The organism is Amycolatopsis albidoflavus (assembly GCF_039525725.1).
Lineage (GTDB): Bacteria > Actinomycetota > Actinomycetes > Mycobacteriales > Pseudonocardiaceae > Amycolatopsis > Amycolatopsis albidoflava.
Genome location: NZ_BAAAHV010000022.1, coordinates 643,284 through 658,596 on the forward strand (window position 1 = coordinate 643,284; position 15,313 = coordinate 658,596).

Sequence of the window (15,313 nt, forward strand, 5' to 3'; positions counted from 1 at the left end):
AGCGTGACACTTCGTGACAGCTTCCCTGGTACAGGACATCGAGGCCGCCGCCGCACTGCTGGCCGGGGCCACCGACGTGACGCTGCTCGGACACGTGCGCCCCGACGCCGACGCCCTCGGCAGCGCGCTGGCCCTAGGCCACGTGCTGCATCGCGGCGGCGCGCGCGTGCGGGTCGCCTTCGGCGAGCCGGACGAGGCCCCGGAAACACTGGCCTGGCTGGACGTCGACGGCCTGATCACCCCCGTCGACGCCCTCCCTCCGACCGACGGCCTGCTGGTCGCGCTGGACACTCCGACCCTGGCCCGCCTGGGCAGACTCGCCCCGCGAGTCGCCGCGGTCCGCGACGCGGGCGGGCAGGTCCTGGTCGTCGACCACCACGCGACGAACGGCCGCTACGGCACCCACCACGTCGTGGACGAGACCGCGGAAGCGACGGCGATCCTGGTCACGCGGATCATCGAGGCGATGGGCGTCGAACTGGACGCGGCCGCCGCACGCTGCCTGTACGCCGGGGTGGTCACCGACACCAGCGGCTTCCGCCGGGCAAGCCCCGAAACGCACCGGATCGCGGCGCGCCTCCTCGAAGCCGGGGCGGACCCGGGCGAGGTAGCCCGCCGAATCGTCGACGATCACCCGTTCGCGTGGCTGCCGATGCTGTCGACGGTCCTCTCTGAAGCGAGGCTGGAACCCGAAGCGGCACAAGGCTTCGGCTTCGTCCACACGGTAGTCCGCGCGGCGGCCGCGGCGACGGTACGACTCGAAGAGGTCGAGTCGGTGATCGACGTCGTGCGCGCGACGCGGGAGGCCGGGGTCGCGGCAGTGCTGAAGGAGGCCGGGCCAGGTCCAGTGTGGACGGTCTCGCTGCGCTCCGCCGGCGACATCGACGTATCGGCCGCCGCCGCGGAGTTCGGCGGGGGAGGCCACCGGATGGCTGCCGGGTGCACAGCGGAGGGTCCCGCGGAGGAGGTACTGGACCGGCTGCGCGAGGCGCTGGGGAGGGCACCGCTGCTGCGAGCTTCCTGACCCCGGGCGGGCGTCTGGCGCGGGTTCGCCAGCGCTCCTAGAGACCGCATGCTGAAACGCATCCCGCACCTAGCGGCTTGCGGCAGCTGTCCGCGGGCCTCTGCTCCGAGATCCTTGGGGGTCCGTCGCGTGCTTCCGGGTATGCCCGTTCGGTGTGCCCGCAGCCGAAGCCGAGCCAGCAGAGCGTCCCCGCCCGAGACGCGGTCGTTCCGCCGCCGCTCCCGGGCATGCCCGCCCGGCGCGCTCACCACCAAAGCCGAACCGTCCGCCCCGCTGAACGCCGCCGGTCGCCCGTGCTCCCAGGCATGCCCGTCCAGCATGCCCACCGCCAAGACCGAGCCAGCCGATCAACCCTCCCGCATCCCGGGAATCCGCCGCACCTCAAACAAGAATTCCCTTGCCCCACAAGCACATCTCCCACCCCCGTCACCCACCTCAGCGAACCTCCGCCCTCCGCCCCGCCGGAATTGTCGGACCCGGTGGCTACTCTCATCCTCGTGTCCGAAAACGCCACGACCACCGCCGTCAGCGGTGACCGCATCCCGCCCCGCCGAGTGTTCGGGCTCGCCGTGCCCGCGCTCGGCGTGCTCGCCGCCGAGCCGCTCTACGTGCTGGTCGACACCGCCGTCGTCGGCCATCTCGGCGCGCTTCCGCTCGCGGGCCTCGCGCTGGGCGGCGTGGTGTTGTCGCAGGTCTCCACGCAGCTCACCTTCCTGTCGTACGGCACCACCTCGCGCACCGCGCGGCTGCACGGCGCGGGCAGGCGCGCCGACGCGGTCCGCGAGGGCGTGCAGGCCACCTGGCTCGGTGTGCTGGTCGGGCTGGTGCTGCTCGTCGCGGGACAACTGCTGGCGGAGCCGATCGCCCGCGCGCTTTCCGGCAGCGACGAGATCGCCGCGGCGGCCGTGTCGTGGCTGCGGATCGCGTTGTTCGGGGCGCCGCTGATCCTCATCACGATGGCGGGCAACGGCTGGATGCGCGGCGTGCAGGACGCCACCCGTCCGCTGCGTTATGTCTTGGCGGGCAACGGAATCTCGGCCGTGCTGTGCCCGGTGCTGGTGTACGTCGCCGGTCTCGGGCTGGAGGGGTCGGCGATCGCGAACGTCGTCGCGCAGGTCGTGTCCGCGTCGATGTTCGTCGCCGCGCTGGTGCGGGAAAAGGTGCCGTTGCGGCCGGATTTCGCGGTGATGCGGGCACAACTGGGTCTCGGCCGGGACCTGGTGTTGCGCAGTTTCGCCTTCCAGGCGTGCTTCGTGTCCGCCGCCGCGGTGGCCGCGCGCACGTCGACCGAGGCGGTCGGGGCGCACCAGGTGGTCCTGCAGCTCTGGACGTTCCTGTCCCTGGTGCTCGATTCGGTCGCGATCGCCGCGCAATCGCTCGTCGGCGCGGCGCTCGGCGCGGGAGCGGCGCGCCAGGCGCGCGGGGTGGCCAACCAGATCACCGGATACGGCCTCGTCCTCGGCTGTTTCCTGTGCGTGCTGTTCGCGGCGTTGTGGAGCGTTCTGCCGCACGCGTTCACGTCCGACCCGGGAGTGCTCGGCGAAATCCCGCACGCGTGGTGGTTCTTCGTGGCGCTGCAACCGATCGCGGGTGTGGTGTTCGCGCTCGACGGCGTACTCCTCGGTGCGGGCGACGCCGCCTTCCTCCGCACCGCGACGCTCGTCAGCGCCGGGCTCGGGTTCCTGCCGCTGATCTGGCTGTCGCTGGCGCTGGGCTGGGGATTGAGCGGGATCTGGACCGGCTTGTCGCTGTTCATGGTGTTCCGGCTGGCGGCGGTCGTGGCGCGGTGGCGGTCCGGGCGGTGGGCCGTGGTCGGCGCGGTAAGGGAGGCCTGATGGCATAACGGCGAAACCCGCTCGCCGCCGTCGCCCGGCGGATGCGAGGGTGGGCGCATGCCGAAGTTCACCCAGGTCGACGTCTTCACCGACGAGCTCACCCGAGGCAACGCGCTCGCTGTCGTGCACGGCGCGGACGGGTTGCCCGACGAGCGCATGGCCGCGTTCGCCCGGTGGACGAACCTCAGCGAGACCACGTTCCTGCTGGAGCCGTCCGACCCGGCCGCCGACTACCGCGTGCGGATCTTCACCCCGCACGGCGAGCTGCCGTTCGCCGGGCATCCGACGCTCGGGTCGGCGCGGGCGTGGCTGGCCGCCGGGGGAGAGCCGAAAGCCGGGCACCTCGTGCAGGAATGCGGGGCCGGCCTGGTCCGGGTGCGTCGCGACGGCGACCGGCTGGCGTTCGCCGCGCCTCCGCTCCGTCGTGGCGGTCCGGTGGACGACGCCGACCTCGCCGCGGTGAAACGCGGTCTGCACCTCGGCGACGCCGACGTCCTCGACGCGCGCTGGGCGGACAACGGTCCCGGCTGGGTCGCGTTGCTGCTGCGCGACGCGGCGACCGTCCTCGCGATCGAGCCGGACTTCGGCGCTCTCGGCTCGTTCAAGGTGGGCGTCGCCGGTGCGCAGCCGGATGGCTCCGACACGGCATTCGAGGTCCGCGCGTTCAGCGACGTCGTCGAGGACCCGGTCACCGGCAGCCTCAACGCGGCGCTCGGCCAGTGGCTGATCGGCGAGGGCATCGCGCCCGAGTCGTACGTCGCGGCACAGGGCACCCGGCTCGGCCGGCGCGGGCGAGTGCACGTCGAACGGGACGGCGACGACGTCTGGGTCGGCGGCGAAACGGTCGTCGGCATTCGAGGCGAAGTGGATCTGTGGTGAAACACACCCCGGTTACGGCTATGTATCGGAGTTGCTGAGGCGATACAACTATCGAGGCGGCAGCGTCGTCGTCCTCCTCTGTCCGACGCTCGCCTGCTCTCTGGAGGAACTCTTGACGCCCGCCGGCCGCGCCCCTGTCCGGTCCTGGCTCATCTGGCTCACCGCGGTCACGGTGTACCTGCTCGCCGTCTTCCACCGCACCTCGTTCGGCGTCGCCGGGCTGAAAGCGGCCGAACGCTTCGGCGTCGGCTCCGCCGCGCTCGGCATTTTCACCGTCCTGCAGGTCGGCGTCTACGCGGCCATGCAGATCCCGACCGGCGTGCTGGTCGATCGCTACGGCCCGCGCCGCGTGCTCACCGCCGCCGTCCTGATCCTGGGCTCCGGGCAGCTGCTGCTCGGCATCGCCGACACCTACGCGCTCGGCCTCGTGGCCCGCGGCGTCCTCGGCCTCGGTGACGCGCTCACCTTCGTCAGCGTCCTGCGCCTCGTCGCCGCGCACTTCCCAGCCCACCGGTACGCGCTGCTCGCGTCCTTCACCTCGTGCGTCGGCTACATCGGCAACCTCGCCGCGACCGTCCCGCTCACCCTGCTCCTCGACGGTCCAGGATGGACAGTCACCTTCCTCGTCGTCGGCGCCGTGACGGTCCTGTACTCGGTGCCGGTCCTGCTGCGCGTCCGCGACACCCCGGAAGGCGTGCCGGAACGCAAGCGCGAACCCGTGCGCCCGGCGGAGCTGGCCACGCAGGTCAAGCTGGCTTGGCGAACCCCCGGCACCCGGCTGGGTTTCTGGGTGCACTTCTCGACGATGTTCGCGCCGAACGTCCTGACCCTGTTGTGGGGCATGCCGTTCCTGGTGCAGGGCGAGGGTTTGCCCGCCGCGACCGCGAGCGCGCTGTTGACGGTGTTCGTGTTCGGCTCGATGGCGGGCGGCCCGCTGCTGGGCGCGTTGATCGGCCGCTCCCCGGCACTGCGAGTGCCGCTGGTCGTCGGCTACCTCAGCGGTGCCGCGATCGTGTGGGCGGTGCTGCTCGGCTGGAACGGCCACGTCCCGGTGGGCGTCCTCGTCCCGGCGTTCGCCTTCCTCACCCTGGGCGGCCCGGCGTCGATGATCGGCTTCGCCATCGCCCGCGACTACAACCCGCTGTCGCGCGTCGGAACCGCGACCGGAGTGGTGAACGTCGGCGGCTTCCTCGCGACGACGGTCACCGCCCTGCTGATCGGCATCCTGCTCCAGGCAACCGGCGGCAACTTCCGGATCGCGCTGCTGGTCGTGGTGGCCGTGCTGGCATTCGGAGCCACCAAGATGCTGGTGTGGTGGCGGCGGGCCCGCGCCCACGTGTTCGCAGCGGAGGCACGCGGGGAGGAAGTCCCGGTCCAGATCCGGAGACACCGCTGGGACCACGCACCGGAAGAGGCCGTGGCTGCCGCCTGATCCAGTCGCCTCCGCCGATCCGTTCAGCCAGCCGCCCTCGGCAAGTCGATTCAGACAGCCGACCCGACCGGCCCGACCTCCTGGGGCATTCGTCCAGGACGCTCGCCCCGGCCAGTTGCCCTGGCCAGTTGCCCAGGCCGGTCGTCGGTGTCGGTCGGCTGTCCGGAGCGGTCGCTCGGGGTCGGCTGCTTGAACCGGTCGGTTCGACGACCTTGGGCGTTCGCCCGGGACGGTCGTCCGGATCGGCCGTCGAAGTGGGGCGACCGCCCAGGGCACTCGCCCTGAGCGACTGCCCGAGCCATTCGTCTGCCCAGGGCACTCGCGCAGGACGACTGCCCGACCATCTGCCCGCCCAGGTCATTCGCTCGGATCGAGTGCCTGGCCCGGTCGTCCAGTCCCGCCAACCCATCCCGCCGTCCAAACCCGGCAACCGTCCAGAACACTCGCCGAACCGAACCTCGAACCGCCAGCCAACCCTGTCGCCCAAGCCAAACTCCGTCGCCCAAGCTGCTTCCGTCATCCCTGCCCCACCCGACCCGCCAACCCCAAACCGGGCAACCGCTCAGAACACTCGCCGAACCGAACCACCGCCCAAACCTCGCCGCCCAAGCCGCTTCCGCCATCCCGGCCCGCTCGACCCCGCCAAACCGCCGCCCAAGCCGCTTCCGCCATCCCGGCCCACTCGATCCGCCAACCCGGCCGCCCCAACCCCCACTCGACCCGCCAACCCCACCCGACCCGCCGACCCCAGCCGCCCCGACCCCAGCCGTCCCAACCCCCGCCCGAACCGGGCGCCACCCGCGAAACCCCGGCTAGGTAGGGTTTCCGCCGTGTCTCGCCCGAAAGAACCGCGTCGTCCCGCTCCTCCGCCCGGATTGCTCATCGTCGACAAACCGGCGGGAATGACGTCGCACGACGTGGTCGCGCGGGCGCGGCGGATCATGGGCACCCGCAAGGTCGGCCACGCCGGCACGCTCGACCCGATGGCGACCGGCGTACTGGTGCTCGGCATCGAGCGCGCCACCAAACTGCTCGGCCACCTCGCCCTCGACCGCAAGACTTATCTCGCCACCCTGTCGCTCGGCCGGTCCACCACCACCGACGACGCCGAGGGCGAACCGCTTGACACCGATGCCGCGCCGGAAACCCTCGCCGCCGTCACTGACGAGCAGATCGCCGACGGCATCGCCAAGCTGACCGGCGACATCCAGCAGGTGCCCAGCGCCGTGTCCGCCGTCAAGATCGACGGCAAGCGCGCCTACGCCCGGGTGCGCGCGGGAGAAGACGTCGTCCTCCCGCCGCGGCCGGTGACCGTGCACCGGTTCGACGTTCTGGGGCTCCGTCGCGAGGGCGACCGGATCGAACTCGACGCCATCGTCGAATGCTCGTCCGGCACCTACGTCCGCGCGCTCGCCCGGGATCTCGGCGCCGGGCTCGGGGTCGGCGGGCACCTGAAAGCCTTGCGCCGCACCACAGTCGGGCCGTTCACGCTCGCCCGCGCGCGCACGCTCGACCAGCTCGAAGAAAAACCGGAACTCTCCCTGGACCTCGACGCCGCCGTCGCCGCGGCGTTTCCGCGCCGGGATCTCGACGCGGCCACGGCCAAGGCGGTCCAGTACGGCAGGCGCATCCCGGCGGGCGGAATCGAGGGCACCTACGGCCTGTTCGCGCCGGACGGCCACGTGCTCGCGCTGGCCTCCGACACCGAGGGAGTGACCCGCTCGGTGGTGGTCCTCCTGCCCGCATAGGGTGGGGGCAAAGGCACCTTGCTCGGGGAGAGTTGACAACAGTGCAGCGGTGGCGTGGGCTCGGGGACCTCCCGGGCGGCTGGGGACGGTGCGTGGTCACCATCGGCGTGTTCGACGGCGTGCACCGCGGGCACCAGGAACTGATCAAGCGCACCGTGGCGACAGCCGCCGAACGCGGTGTGCCCAGCGTGGTGGTCACCTTCGACCCGCATCCGTCCGAGGTGCTGCGCCCGGGAAGCCATCCGGCGCAGCTGACCACGTTGCGGCGCAAGGCCCAGCTGGTCGAAGGACTCGGCGTGGACGTCTTCTGCGTGCTGCCCTTCACCCTGGAGCTGTCCCGGCTCAGCCCGCACGAGTTCGTGCACGAGGTGCTGGTCGACCGGCTGCACGCGGGCGCGGTGCTGGTCGGCGACAACTTCACCTTCGGGGCCAAGGCCGCGGGCAACGTCGCGCTGCTGCGCGAGCTCGGCCGCCGCTTCGGGTTCGTCGCGTACGGCGCCGAGCTGCAGGGCCGTTCGCTCGACGACGATCGCGGCGCCAACGACATCACCTTCTCCTCCACCTACGTGCGCTCGTGCATCGACGCCGGCGACGTGGTGGCCGCGTCCGACGCGCTCGGCCGCCCGCACCGGCTGGAGGGCATCGTCGTCCGCGGCGACGGCCGGGGCCACGACCTCGGCTACCCGACGGCCAACCTGTCCACCGCGAGATTCGCCGCCGTGCCCGCGGACGGCGTCTACACGGCCTGGTTCAGCAGGCTGTCCGACCCGGACCGGCGGCTGCGCGCGGCGGTGTCGGTGGGCACGAACCCGACGTTCTCCGGCCGCGAACGCACCGTCGAGGCGTTCGTGCTGGACGTCGACGAGGACTTCTACGGCCAGCACGTCGCACTGGACTTCGTCACCCGGTTGCGGGATCAAGCACGGTTCGGCGCGTCGGCCGATCTCGTGAAGAAGATCGACGAGGACGTGGCCCGGACCAGGGAAGCGCTCGGCTCCGACAGCTGAGCGGACCTCGTCCCGGGGCGGGCCGGGCCCGGGGCGGATCGGGCGTTCCGGCCCGCCGGGGGCGTCCGGAGTGGCAAGATGGGCCGGCGGCGCCGGGCCGGGGGAGCAAGTCCTCCGGCTGGCGGCCGCGGGACGACAGCGCTAGGGGAGCGGAGCTAGGTGGAGGACCACAAGATCGTCCAGCGGAACATCGCGCTGCAGCGGGAGTGGTACGGGGAGCCGCTGGGCGATCGGGTGCGCAGGCTGGTCGTGGCCTTCGACGTGTCGCAGGCGTTCCTGGCCGAGGTGCTGGGGATCAGCGCGCCGATGCTGAGCCAGGTGATGAGCGGGCGGCGGGCGAAGATCGGCAATCCGGTCGTGCTGGCGCGGATGATCATGCTCGAACGCAAGATCCTGGTGCCCGAGGTCGCCGCGGGCGACCGCGACGCGATGCAGGCCGCCCTGGAGGACGTGCGCGATTCGCGGCCCACCGTCGGCCGTGACAACATCCCGGTCAACTCGGACGAGAAGATCCTGCTCGCGGGCATCCGCGACGTCGCCGAGGACGAGAACCTCGCCGAGGCGGCGAAGCTGCTCGACGACGACTACCCGGCGATCGCCGACCTGCTCCGCCGCGCGGGAGCCTCGGGCCAGTAGCCGATGCGGTTGTTCTCCGCGCTGCGCCCGCCCGCCGACGTCGCGGCGGAAATCGACGGTGCCCTCGGTTCCCGGGACCGGCTGCTGCGCTGGTCAGACCCGGCCGGATGGCACGTCACGCTGGCCTTTTACGGCGAGGTCGACCCCGCCGAACGTGCCTCCTTCCTCGACCGGGCGCTGGACGGCCGAAAATCCGTTGACGTCCGGCTCTGGAGTTCGGGAACATTTCCGGGAGTGCTGTGGTTGGGAGTGGCGGGGGAGGACCTCGCCGATCTCGCCGCAGCCGCGGGCGCCGACGACGAAGACCGTCCTTACCGGCCGCACCTGACGCTGGCGCGGTGCCCGCGCACGCAGTCGCCCACCGACTGGACGGAACGGCTCGCGGGTTTCCGCAGCCGCGTCTGGACCGCGGACCGGGTAGAGCTGATGGGCGGCGGGAGCCCTTACCGCACGCTGCGGACTTGGCCTCTGCGGCGCGGGTGAGGCGGTGCTGCCCAGCTAGCCGTACGCGCCTGAAGCCGCAGTTCAACCGGCTGGTAACCTCAGCAACCGGGTCCGGCTGCAGTCCGTGGCGGCCGTGACCGTCTCACCCGGCCGCGTGGCGCGGTACGGGCCTCACGGCACTAGATGCACAAGGAGCACCACCAGTGGCGCTGTCCACCGATGAGAAGAAGACGATCCTCGCCGAGTACGGGCTGCACGACTCGGACACCGGATCCCCCGAGGCCCAGGTCGCGCTGCTGACCAAGCGGATCATCGGCCTCACCGAACACCTGAAGACGCACAAGCACGACCACCACTCCCGTCGCGGTCTCCTGCTGCTGGTCGGCCGTCGCCGCCGGCTGCTGAACTACACGGAAAAGGTGGACGTGGCGCGGTACCGGGACCTGATCAAGCGTCTCGGCCTGCGCCGATAGCGTGCTGACGAGGGGGAGCGGCTTCGGCCGCTCCCCCTCGCCGCAAGCACACCCCCTACACGGCGCGAGCGCGCTAGAGGAACGATCTCGCCGGTCCTCGGTAGTGGTTCCCGGGCAACGGACCCGGGGGCTTCGATCGAAGACCGGCCTCACACCTCCTCGAGCGTCCTCGGGCGAACCGGGTCCCACAGTGGGAGACTCGCGCTGCTGCGATGGAACCAAAGAGGAGATTGACCATATGACCGACTCCACCGGAGTCACCGTGTTCGAGACCGAAGCCGTTCTGGACAACGGCCGGTTCGGCACCCGCACCGTCCGGTTCGAGACCGGCCGGCTCGCCAAGCAGGCCGCCGGCTCCGTCGTCGCCTACCTGGACGAAGAGACCATGCTGCTGTCGGCGACCACGGCGTCGAAGCACCCGAAGGAGCACTTCGACTTCTTCCCGCTGACCGTGGACGTCGAGGAGCGGATGTACGCCGCCGGCCGCATCCCGGGCGCGTTCTTCCGCCGCGAGGGCCGCCCGTCGACCGACGCGATCCTCACCGCCCGCCTGATCGACCGCCCGCTGCGCCCGTCCTTCGCCGACGGCCTCCGCAACGAGATCCAGGTCGTCATCACCGTCCAGAGCCTCAACCCGGACGACCCGTACGACGTGCTGGCGATCAACGCCGCGTCGGCCTCCACCCAGATCGCCGGCCTGCCGTTCTCCGGCCCGGTCGGCGGCGTGCGCGTCGCGCTGATCGAGGGCCAGTGGGTCGCGTTCCCGACCTGGCCGCAGCTCGAGAAGGCCACCTTCAACATGGTGGTCGCGGGCCGCATCGTCGGCGACGACGTCGCGATCATGATGGTCGAGGCCGAGGGCACCGAGCACACGCTCGACCTGATCGCCGACGGCGGCACCGCGCCGGACGAGACCACCGTCGCGCAGGGCCTCGAGGCCGCGAAGCCGTTCATCCGCGTGCTGTGCGAGGCGCAGCAGCGCCTGGCCGCCGACGCCGCCAAGCCGACCGGGGACTTCCCGGTGTACCCGGCCTACCAGCCGGACATCTACGAGGCCGTCGCCGCGATCGCGTCCGACGAGCTCGCCAAGGCGCTGCAGATCGCCGGCAAGCAGGAGCGCGACGCCGCGACCGACGAGGTCAAGGCCACTGTCCTGGAGAAGCTCGGCCTCGGCGAGGGCGAAGCCTTCGAGGGCCGCGACAAGGAGGTCGGCGGTGCGTTCAAGGCGCTGACCAAGAAGATCATGCGCACCCGCGTCCTCACCGAGAAGATCCGGATGGACGGCCGCGGCCTGACCGACATCCGCCAGCTCTCGGCCGAGGTCGCCGTGATCCCGCGGGCGCACGGTTCGGCGCTGTTCGAGCGCGGCGAGACCCAGATCCTGGGCGTCACCACGCTGAACATGCTCCGCATGGAGCAGCAGATCGACTCGCTCTCCCCGGAGACGACGAAGCGCTACCTGCACCACTACAACTTCCCGCCGTTCTCCACCGGCGAGACCGGCCGCGTCGGTTCGCCGAAGCGGCGCGAGATCGGCCACGGCATGCTCGCCGAGCGCGCCCTGGTCCCGGTGCTGCCGAAGCGGGACGAGTTCCCGTACGCGATCCGCCAGGTCTCCGAGGCGCTGGGCTCCAACGGCTCCACCTCGATGGGCTCGGTCTGCGCGTCCACGATGGGCCTGTTCAACGCCGGCGTGCCGCTGAAGGCTCCGGTCGCGGGCATCGCCATGGGCCTGGTGTCCGACGAGGTGGACGGCGAGACCCGTTACGTGGCTCTCACCGACATCCTGGGCGCCGAGGACGCGCTGGGCGACATGGACTTCAAGGTCGCCGGCACGAAGGACATCATCACCGCGCTGCAGCTGGACACCAAGCTGGACGGCATCCCGTCCGAGGTCCTCGCGGCCGCGCTGAAGCAGGCGAAGGACGCTCGCCTCACCATCCTGGAGGTCATCGCCGAGGCGATCGACGGCCCGGACGAGATGAGCCCGTACGCCCCGCGCGTCACCAGCGTGAAGATCCCGGTCGACAAGATCGGCGAGGTCATCGGGCCGAAGGGCAAGATGATCAACTCGATCACCGAGGAGACCGGCGCCGACATCTCGATCGAGGACGACGGCACGATCTACGTGGGCGCGGCCGACGGCCCGTCGGCGGAGGCGGCGATCGGCAAGATCAACGCCATCGCCAACCCGCAGCTGCCGAAGGTCGGCGAGCGCTTCCTGGGCACCGTGGTGAAGACGGCCGCGTTCGGCGCGTTCGTCTCGCTGCTGCCGGGCAAGGACGGCCTCGTGCACATCTCGAAGCTGGGCAACGGCAAGCGGATCGCGAAGGTCGAGGACGTCGTGAACGTCGGCGACAAGATCCGCGTCGAGATCGCCGACATCGACAACCGCGGCAAGATCAGCCTGATCGTGGTCAAGGAAGAAGACGCCGCGAAGCCCGCCGAAGGCGACGCCGCTCCGGCCGAGACCGCCGAAGCCAAGTAGGGTTTCGCCCCGCACAAGCTTGGTCCGTGAAGGCCCCCTCTCCGGCTGGGGAGGGGGCCTTTACCGCATGTGAGCAAAGGATTGCATTGGCACGGCAGGTTTCCGGGCACGAGCAGCCCGTCGGCACCACCCGTACGCTCGAGTCCACTTCGGACGGTGCGGTAGTCAAGCGGAGTGTGCTGCCCGGCGGCTTGCGGGTGATCACCGAGCACGTCCCAGCGTCTCGTTCGGCGACGGTCGGACTCTGGGTCGGCGTAGGTTCGCGCGACGAGCCGTTGGCGGTCGCAGGCGCCGCGCATTACCTGGAACACCTGCTGTTCAAGGGAACCACCAACCGCGATGCCACCCAAATCGCCGAGGAAATCGACGCGGTAGGCGGCGAATTCAACGCCTTCACCGCGAAAGAACACACCTGCTACTACGCCCAAGTCCTGGACGCAGACCTGCCGCTCGCCCTCGACCTCGTCACCGACGTGGTTTTCGAAGCGCAGTGCACGGACCGCGACATGGACATGGAACGCAGCGTCGTCCTCGAAGAGATCGCGATGCGCGACGACGATCCCGAAGATCTGCTGCACGAAACCTTTGTGGGCGCGATCATCGGCGACCACCCGCTGGGCCGTCCGGTGCTGGGCACGGAAAAGTCCATCACCGAAATGTCGCCGTCCGCCCTGCGCGGCTTCTACCGCCGCCGCTACACCCTGCCGCGGATGGTGCTCGCGGTCGCCGGAAACGTCGAACACGGCCAGGTCCTGCGGCTGGTCAAGCGCGCGCTGAAAGAACGTCTCACCGGCGCCGCGACCCCGGTCGCGCCGCGATCCGGCCGTGCGCGGCTGAAGACCGTGCCGAAGCTGGCCCTGCACCCGGACGACACCGAACAGGCCCACGTGATGCTCGGGTTCCGCGCACTCCCGCGGCACGATGAGCGCCGGTTCACCCTGTCGGTGCTCAACGCGGCGCTCGGCGGCGGCATGAGTTCCCGGCTGTTCCAGGAGATCCGCGAACGCCGGGGTCTGGCGTACCAGGTGTATTCGTCGGTGGCGAGCTACGCCGATCTCGGCCACATGTCGGTGTACGCGGGCTGCCAGCCGGAGCGGCTGGGCCAGGTCGCGGGCGTGATCCGCGAGGTGCTCGACTCGGTCGCCGCGGACGGGCTGTCCGACGCCGAGGTCGCGCGCGCCAAGGGTCAGTTGCGCGGCGGGCTCGTGCTGGGTCTGGAGGACACGTCGTCGCGGATGTCCCGGATCGGCAAGAACGAGCTGAACTACGCCCGGTACCTGGGCGTCGACGACACGATCGCGCGGATCGACGCGGTCACGACCGAAGAGGTGTGTGCGCTCGCTCGCACTCTGCTGCGGCGCCCCGGCGGGGTGTCGTCCGCGGCGGTGGTGGGGCCGTACGCTCACGCCGACGACCTGCCGGACGATCTGCACGAGGTGATCGCGTCATGACCGAGTCCCCGATCCGCGTCGGCGTGCTGGGCGCACGCGGCCGCATGGGTGCGACCGTGGTAAAAGCCGTGGAAGGCGCCGCGGACCAGGAACTGGTGGCCGCGCTGGACGCGGGCGACGATTTCGCCCCGCTGGAAAGCGCCCAGGTGGTCGTGGACTTCACGCACCCGGACGCGGTGATGGACAACCTGCGCTGGCTGATCGCGCACGACCTGCACGCGGTCGTCGGCACCACTGGCTTCAGCGAGGAGCGGCTCACCGAACTGCGCGGGCTGCTGGCGGACAAGCCGCAGCTGGGCGTTTTGATCGCGCCGAACTTCGCGCTGGGCGCGGTGCTGGCGATGCGGTTCGCGGCGCAGGCGGCGAAGTTCTACGCCTCGGCGGAGATCATCGAACTGCACCACAACCGCAAGGCGGACGCCCCGTCCGGCACCGCCGCGCACACCGCGCGGATGATCGCCGCCGCTCGGGCCGAGGCTGGGGTCGCTCCCGGGCCGGACGCCACGACGTCCGAAGTGGACGGTGCGCGCGGCGCTTCGGTCGAGGACGTCCACGTGCACTCGGTCCGCCTGCCGGGTTTGGTGGCGCACGAGGAAATCCTGTTCGGCGGCGAGGGCGAAACCCTGACCATCCGGCACGATTCGCTGGACCGCACGTCGTTCATGCCGGGTGTGCTGCTCGGCGTGCGTTCGGTGGTGTCGCGCCCCGGCCTGACGGTCGGCCTGGAGAACGTGCTCGACCTGTGAAAGCCCGCAATGTCGCGCTGCTGATGACGGCGGCGCTGGTGGTGTACCTGGTCCTGCTGGCGGACCGGGCCGTGGCGCTGCTCGCGACCGGGACGCCCGCCGGGATCGCGCTCGGCATCGGCGTGTTCCTGCTGCCGCTGCTGGGCGTGTGGATCGTCGTGGTGACGTGGCGGTCCGGCATGCAGATCCAGCGGCTGTCGCGGCAACTCGACGCCGAGGGAGGCCTGCCGGACGTGTCGGACCTGCCGCGCCGCCCGTCCGGCCGCGTGGACCGCGACGCCGCGGACGCGTGGTTCGACGAGCGCCGCGCGGAAGTCGAAGCGGACCAGGAAAATTGGCGGCCCTGGTACCGGCTGGCGTACGCCTACGACATCGCGGGCGACCGGCGGCGGGCTCGGGCGACCATGCGCAAGGCGATCGAGCTGGAAGCCGCAGAACGCAAGTAACGCTCACTCTGGCTGCGCGCTTTGCGTTCGTGCGAAAAGTCCGTGAGGGGAGCCCTGAGGGACTCTGATTCCCTCAGGGTTCCCCTCACGGACCTCGGCATTGCTGATGGCCGCCGGAAAGTGTTGCGGCAGTTGGCTTACTGCAGCCACCCGGCGAACATCGCGGGCGAAGCCGCCAGCAAACTGAATCGCACCCATCGCCCGGCCAGCCCCGCCGCGAGGAACGTCGACAGCCGCATCCGGACCATCCCGGCGAGCACGCTCGTCGCCATGAACGGCGGCAGTCCGACGAGCGAGCTGATCCCATAGGTGCCGGTCATCCAGTGCGGATGGCGCTGGCAGCGTTCGCGCAGCGCCTCGATCTTGCTGCGGATCACCTTGGTGCGCAGCTGCCAGCGGACCCGTCGCGGGGTGAGCGGGCGCTCGCGGTGCAGCCGGTCGTGCAGGAACTTCGGCAGCCGGATCGAGCCGCGCGCGGCCAGGTAGTACAGCAGTTTCCCGGCGATCTGCCCGACCGCGACCGCGCCGCCCAGCCACAGCCAGTGGACGTTGTGCTGGCTCGCGCAGAGGCCGATGACGAAGAGTTCGGCGTTGACCAGCGGCACGATCGCCGAGCCGAAGGCGACGCCGAGGGTCAGGAGCACCCAGCCCATCGTGTCACCCCCTTCGTGTCGCCGCTCACTCCAAGCTAGCAGCCATCACGA

Annotated in this window: 14 protein-coding genes; 13 read left to right on the forward strand and 1 reads right to left on the reverse strand. The window is 70.9% G+C overall.

What is annotated here, in order from left to right:
• Positions 1–13: 13 nt before the first annotated feature.
• The 13 genes from ABD156_RS36120 (at position 14) to ABD156_RS36180 (ending at position 14,609) form a co-directional block, all read left to right on the forward strand.
• The gene (locus tag ABD156_RS36120; RefSeq protein WP_344284652.1) at positions 14–1,024 is read left to right on the forward strand and encodes a DHH family phosphoesterase; all 1,011 of its coding nucleotides are present in this window, start codon (positions 14–16) and stop codon (positions 1,022–1,024) included.
• A 497-nt stretch (positions 1,025–1,521) separates the two neighbouring features.
• Positions 1,522–2,859: an MATE family efflux transporter gene (locus tag ABD156_RS36125; protein ID WP_344284655.1), complete on the forward strand. Its 1,338-nt coding sequence runs from the start codon at positions 1,522–1,524 to the stop codon at positions 2,857–2,859.
• Positions 2,860–2,916: 57 nt separating this feature from the next.
• Complete coding sequence (locus ABD156_RS36130) at positions 2,917–3,738, forward strand: PhzF family phenazine biosynthesis protein (RefSeq protein ID WP_344284658.1); 822 nt, start codon at positions 2,917–2,919, stop codon at positions 3,736–3,738.
• 112 nt (positions 3,739–3,850) lie between these two features.
• Positions 3,851–5,170 (forward strand): MFS transporter, encoded by a 1,320-nt coding sequence (locus ABD156_RS36135; protein WP_344284661.1) that lies wholly within the window; start codon positions 3,851–3,853, stop codon positions 5,168–5,170.
• Positions 5,171–6,000: 830 nt separating this feature from the next.
• Positions 6,001–6,918, forward strand: coding sequence for a tRNA pseudouridine(55) synthase TruB (truB, locus tag ABD156_RS36140; protein WP_344284663.1), 918 nt, complete (start codon positions 6,001–6,003; stop codon positions 6,916–6,918).
• A gap of 41 nt (positions 6,919–6,959) precedes the next feature.
• Positions 6,960–7,925 carry a bifunctional riboflavin kinase/FAD synthetase gene (locus ABD156_RS36145; RefSeq protein WP_344284666.1) on the forward strand — a complete coding sequence of 322 codons (966 nt, stop codon included), beginning with the start codon at positions 6,960–6,962 and terminating at the stop codon, positions 7,923–7,925.
• Between the two features lie 159 nt (positions 7,926–8,084).
• Positions 8,085–8,561 carry a helix-turn-helix transcriptional regulator gene (locus ABD156_RS36150; protein WP_344284669.1) on the forward strand — a complete coding sequence of 159 codons (477 nt, stop codon included), beginning with the start codon at positions 8,085–8,087 and terminating at the stop codon, positions 8,559–8,561.
• 3 nt (positions 8,562–8,564) lie between these two features.
• Positions 8,565–9,044 (forward strand): RNA 2',3'-cyclic phosphodiesterase, encoded by a 480-nt coding sequence (gene thpR, locus ABD156_RS36155; RefSeq protein WP_344284672.1) that lies wholly within the window; start codon positions 8,565–8,567, stop codon positions 9,042–9,044.
• 164 nt (positions 9,045–9,208) lie between these two features.
• Positions 9,209–9,478, forward strand: coding sequence for a 30S ribosomal protein S15 (gene rpsO, locus ABD156_RS36160; RefSeq protein ID WP_037812514.1), 270 nt, complete (start codon positions 9,209–9,211; stop codon positions 9,476–9,478).
• Positions 9,479–9,716: 238 nt separating this feature from the next.
• Positions 9,717–11,966 carry a polyribonucleotide nucleotidyltransferase gene (locus tag ABD156_RS36165; protein ID WP_344284677.1) on the forward strand — a complete coding sequence of 750 codons (2,250 nt, stop codon included), beginning with the start codon at positions 9,717–9,719 and terminating at the stop codon, positions 11,964–11,966.
• An 86-nt stretch (positions 11,967–12,052) separates the two neighbouring features.
• On the forward strand, positions 12,053–13,417 hold the full coding sequence (locus ABD156_RS36170; protein WP_344284680.1) for a M16 family metallopeptidase: 1,365 nt from the start codon (positions 12,053–12,055) through the stop codon (positions 13,415–13,417).
• Positions 13,414–14,163, forward strand: coding sequence for a 4-hydroxy-tetrahydrodipicolinate reductase (gene dapB, locus ABD156_RS36175; RefSeq protein ID WP_344284683.1), 750 nt, complete (start codon positions 13,414–13,416; stop codon positions 14,161–14,163). Before ABD156_RS36170 ends, dapB begins: the two co-directional genes overlap by 4 nt.
• On the forward strand, positions 14,160–14,609 hold the full coding sequence (locus tag ABD156_RS36180; RefSeq protein WP_344284686.1) for a tetratricopeptide repeat protein: 450 nt from the start codon (positions 14,160–14,162) through the stop codon (positions 14,607–14,609). Before dapB ends, ABD156_RS36180 begins: the two co-directional genes overlap by 4 nt.
• A 137-nt stretch (positions 14,610–14,746) precedes the next feature.
• Here ABD156_RS36180 and ABD156_RS36185 read toward each other — a convergent pair whose 3' ends face one another.
• Positions 14,747–15,262 (reverse strand): hypothetical protein, encoded by a 516-nt coding sequence (locus ABD156_RS36185; protein WP_344284689.1) that lies wholly within the window; start codon positions 15,260–15,262, stop codon positions 14,747–14,749.
• Positions 15,263–15,313: the final 51 nt, after the last annotated feature.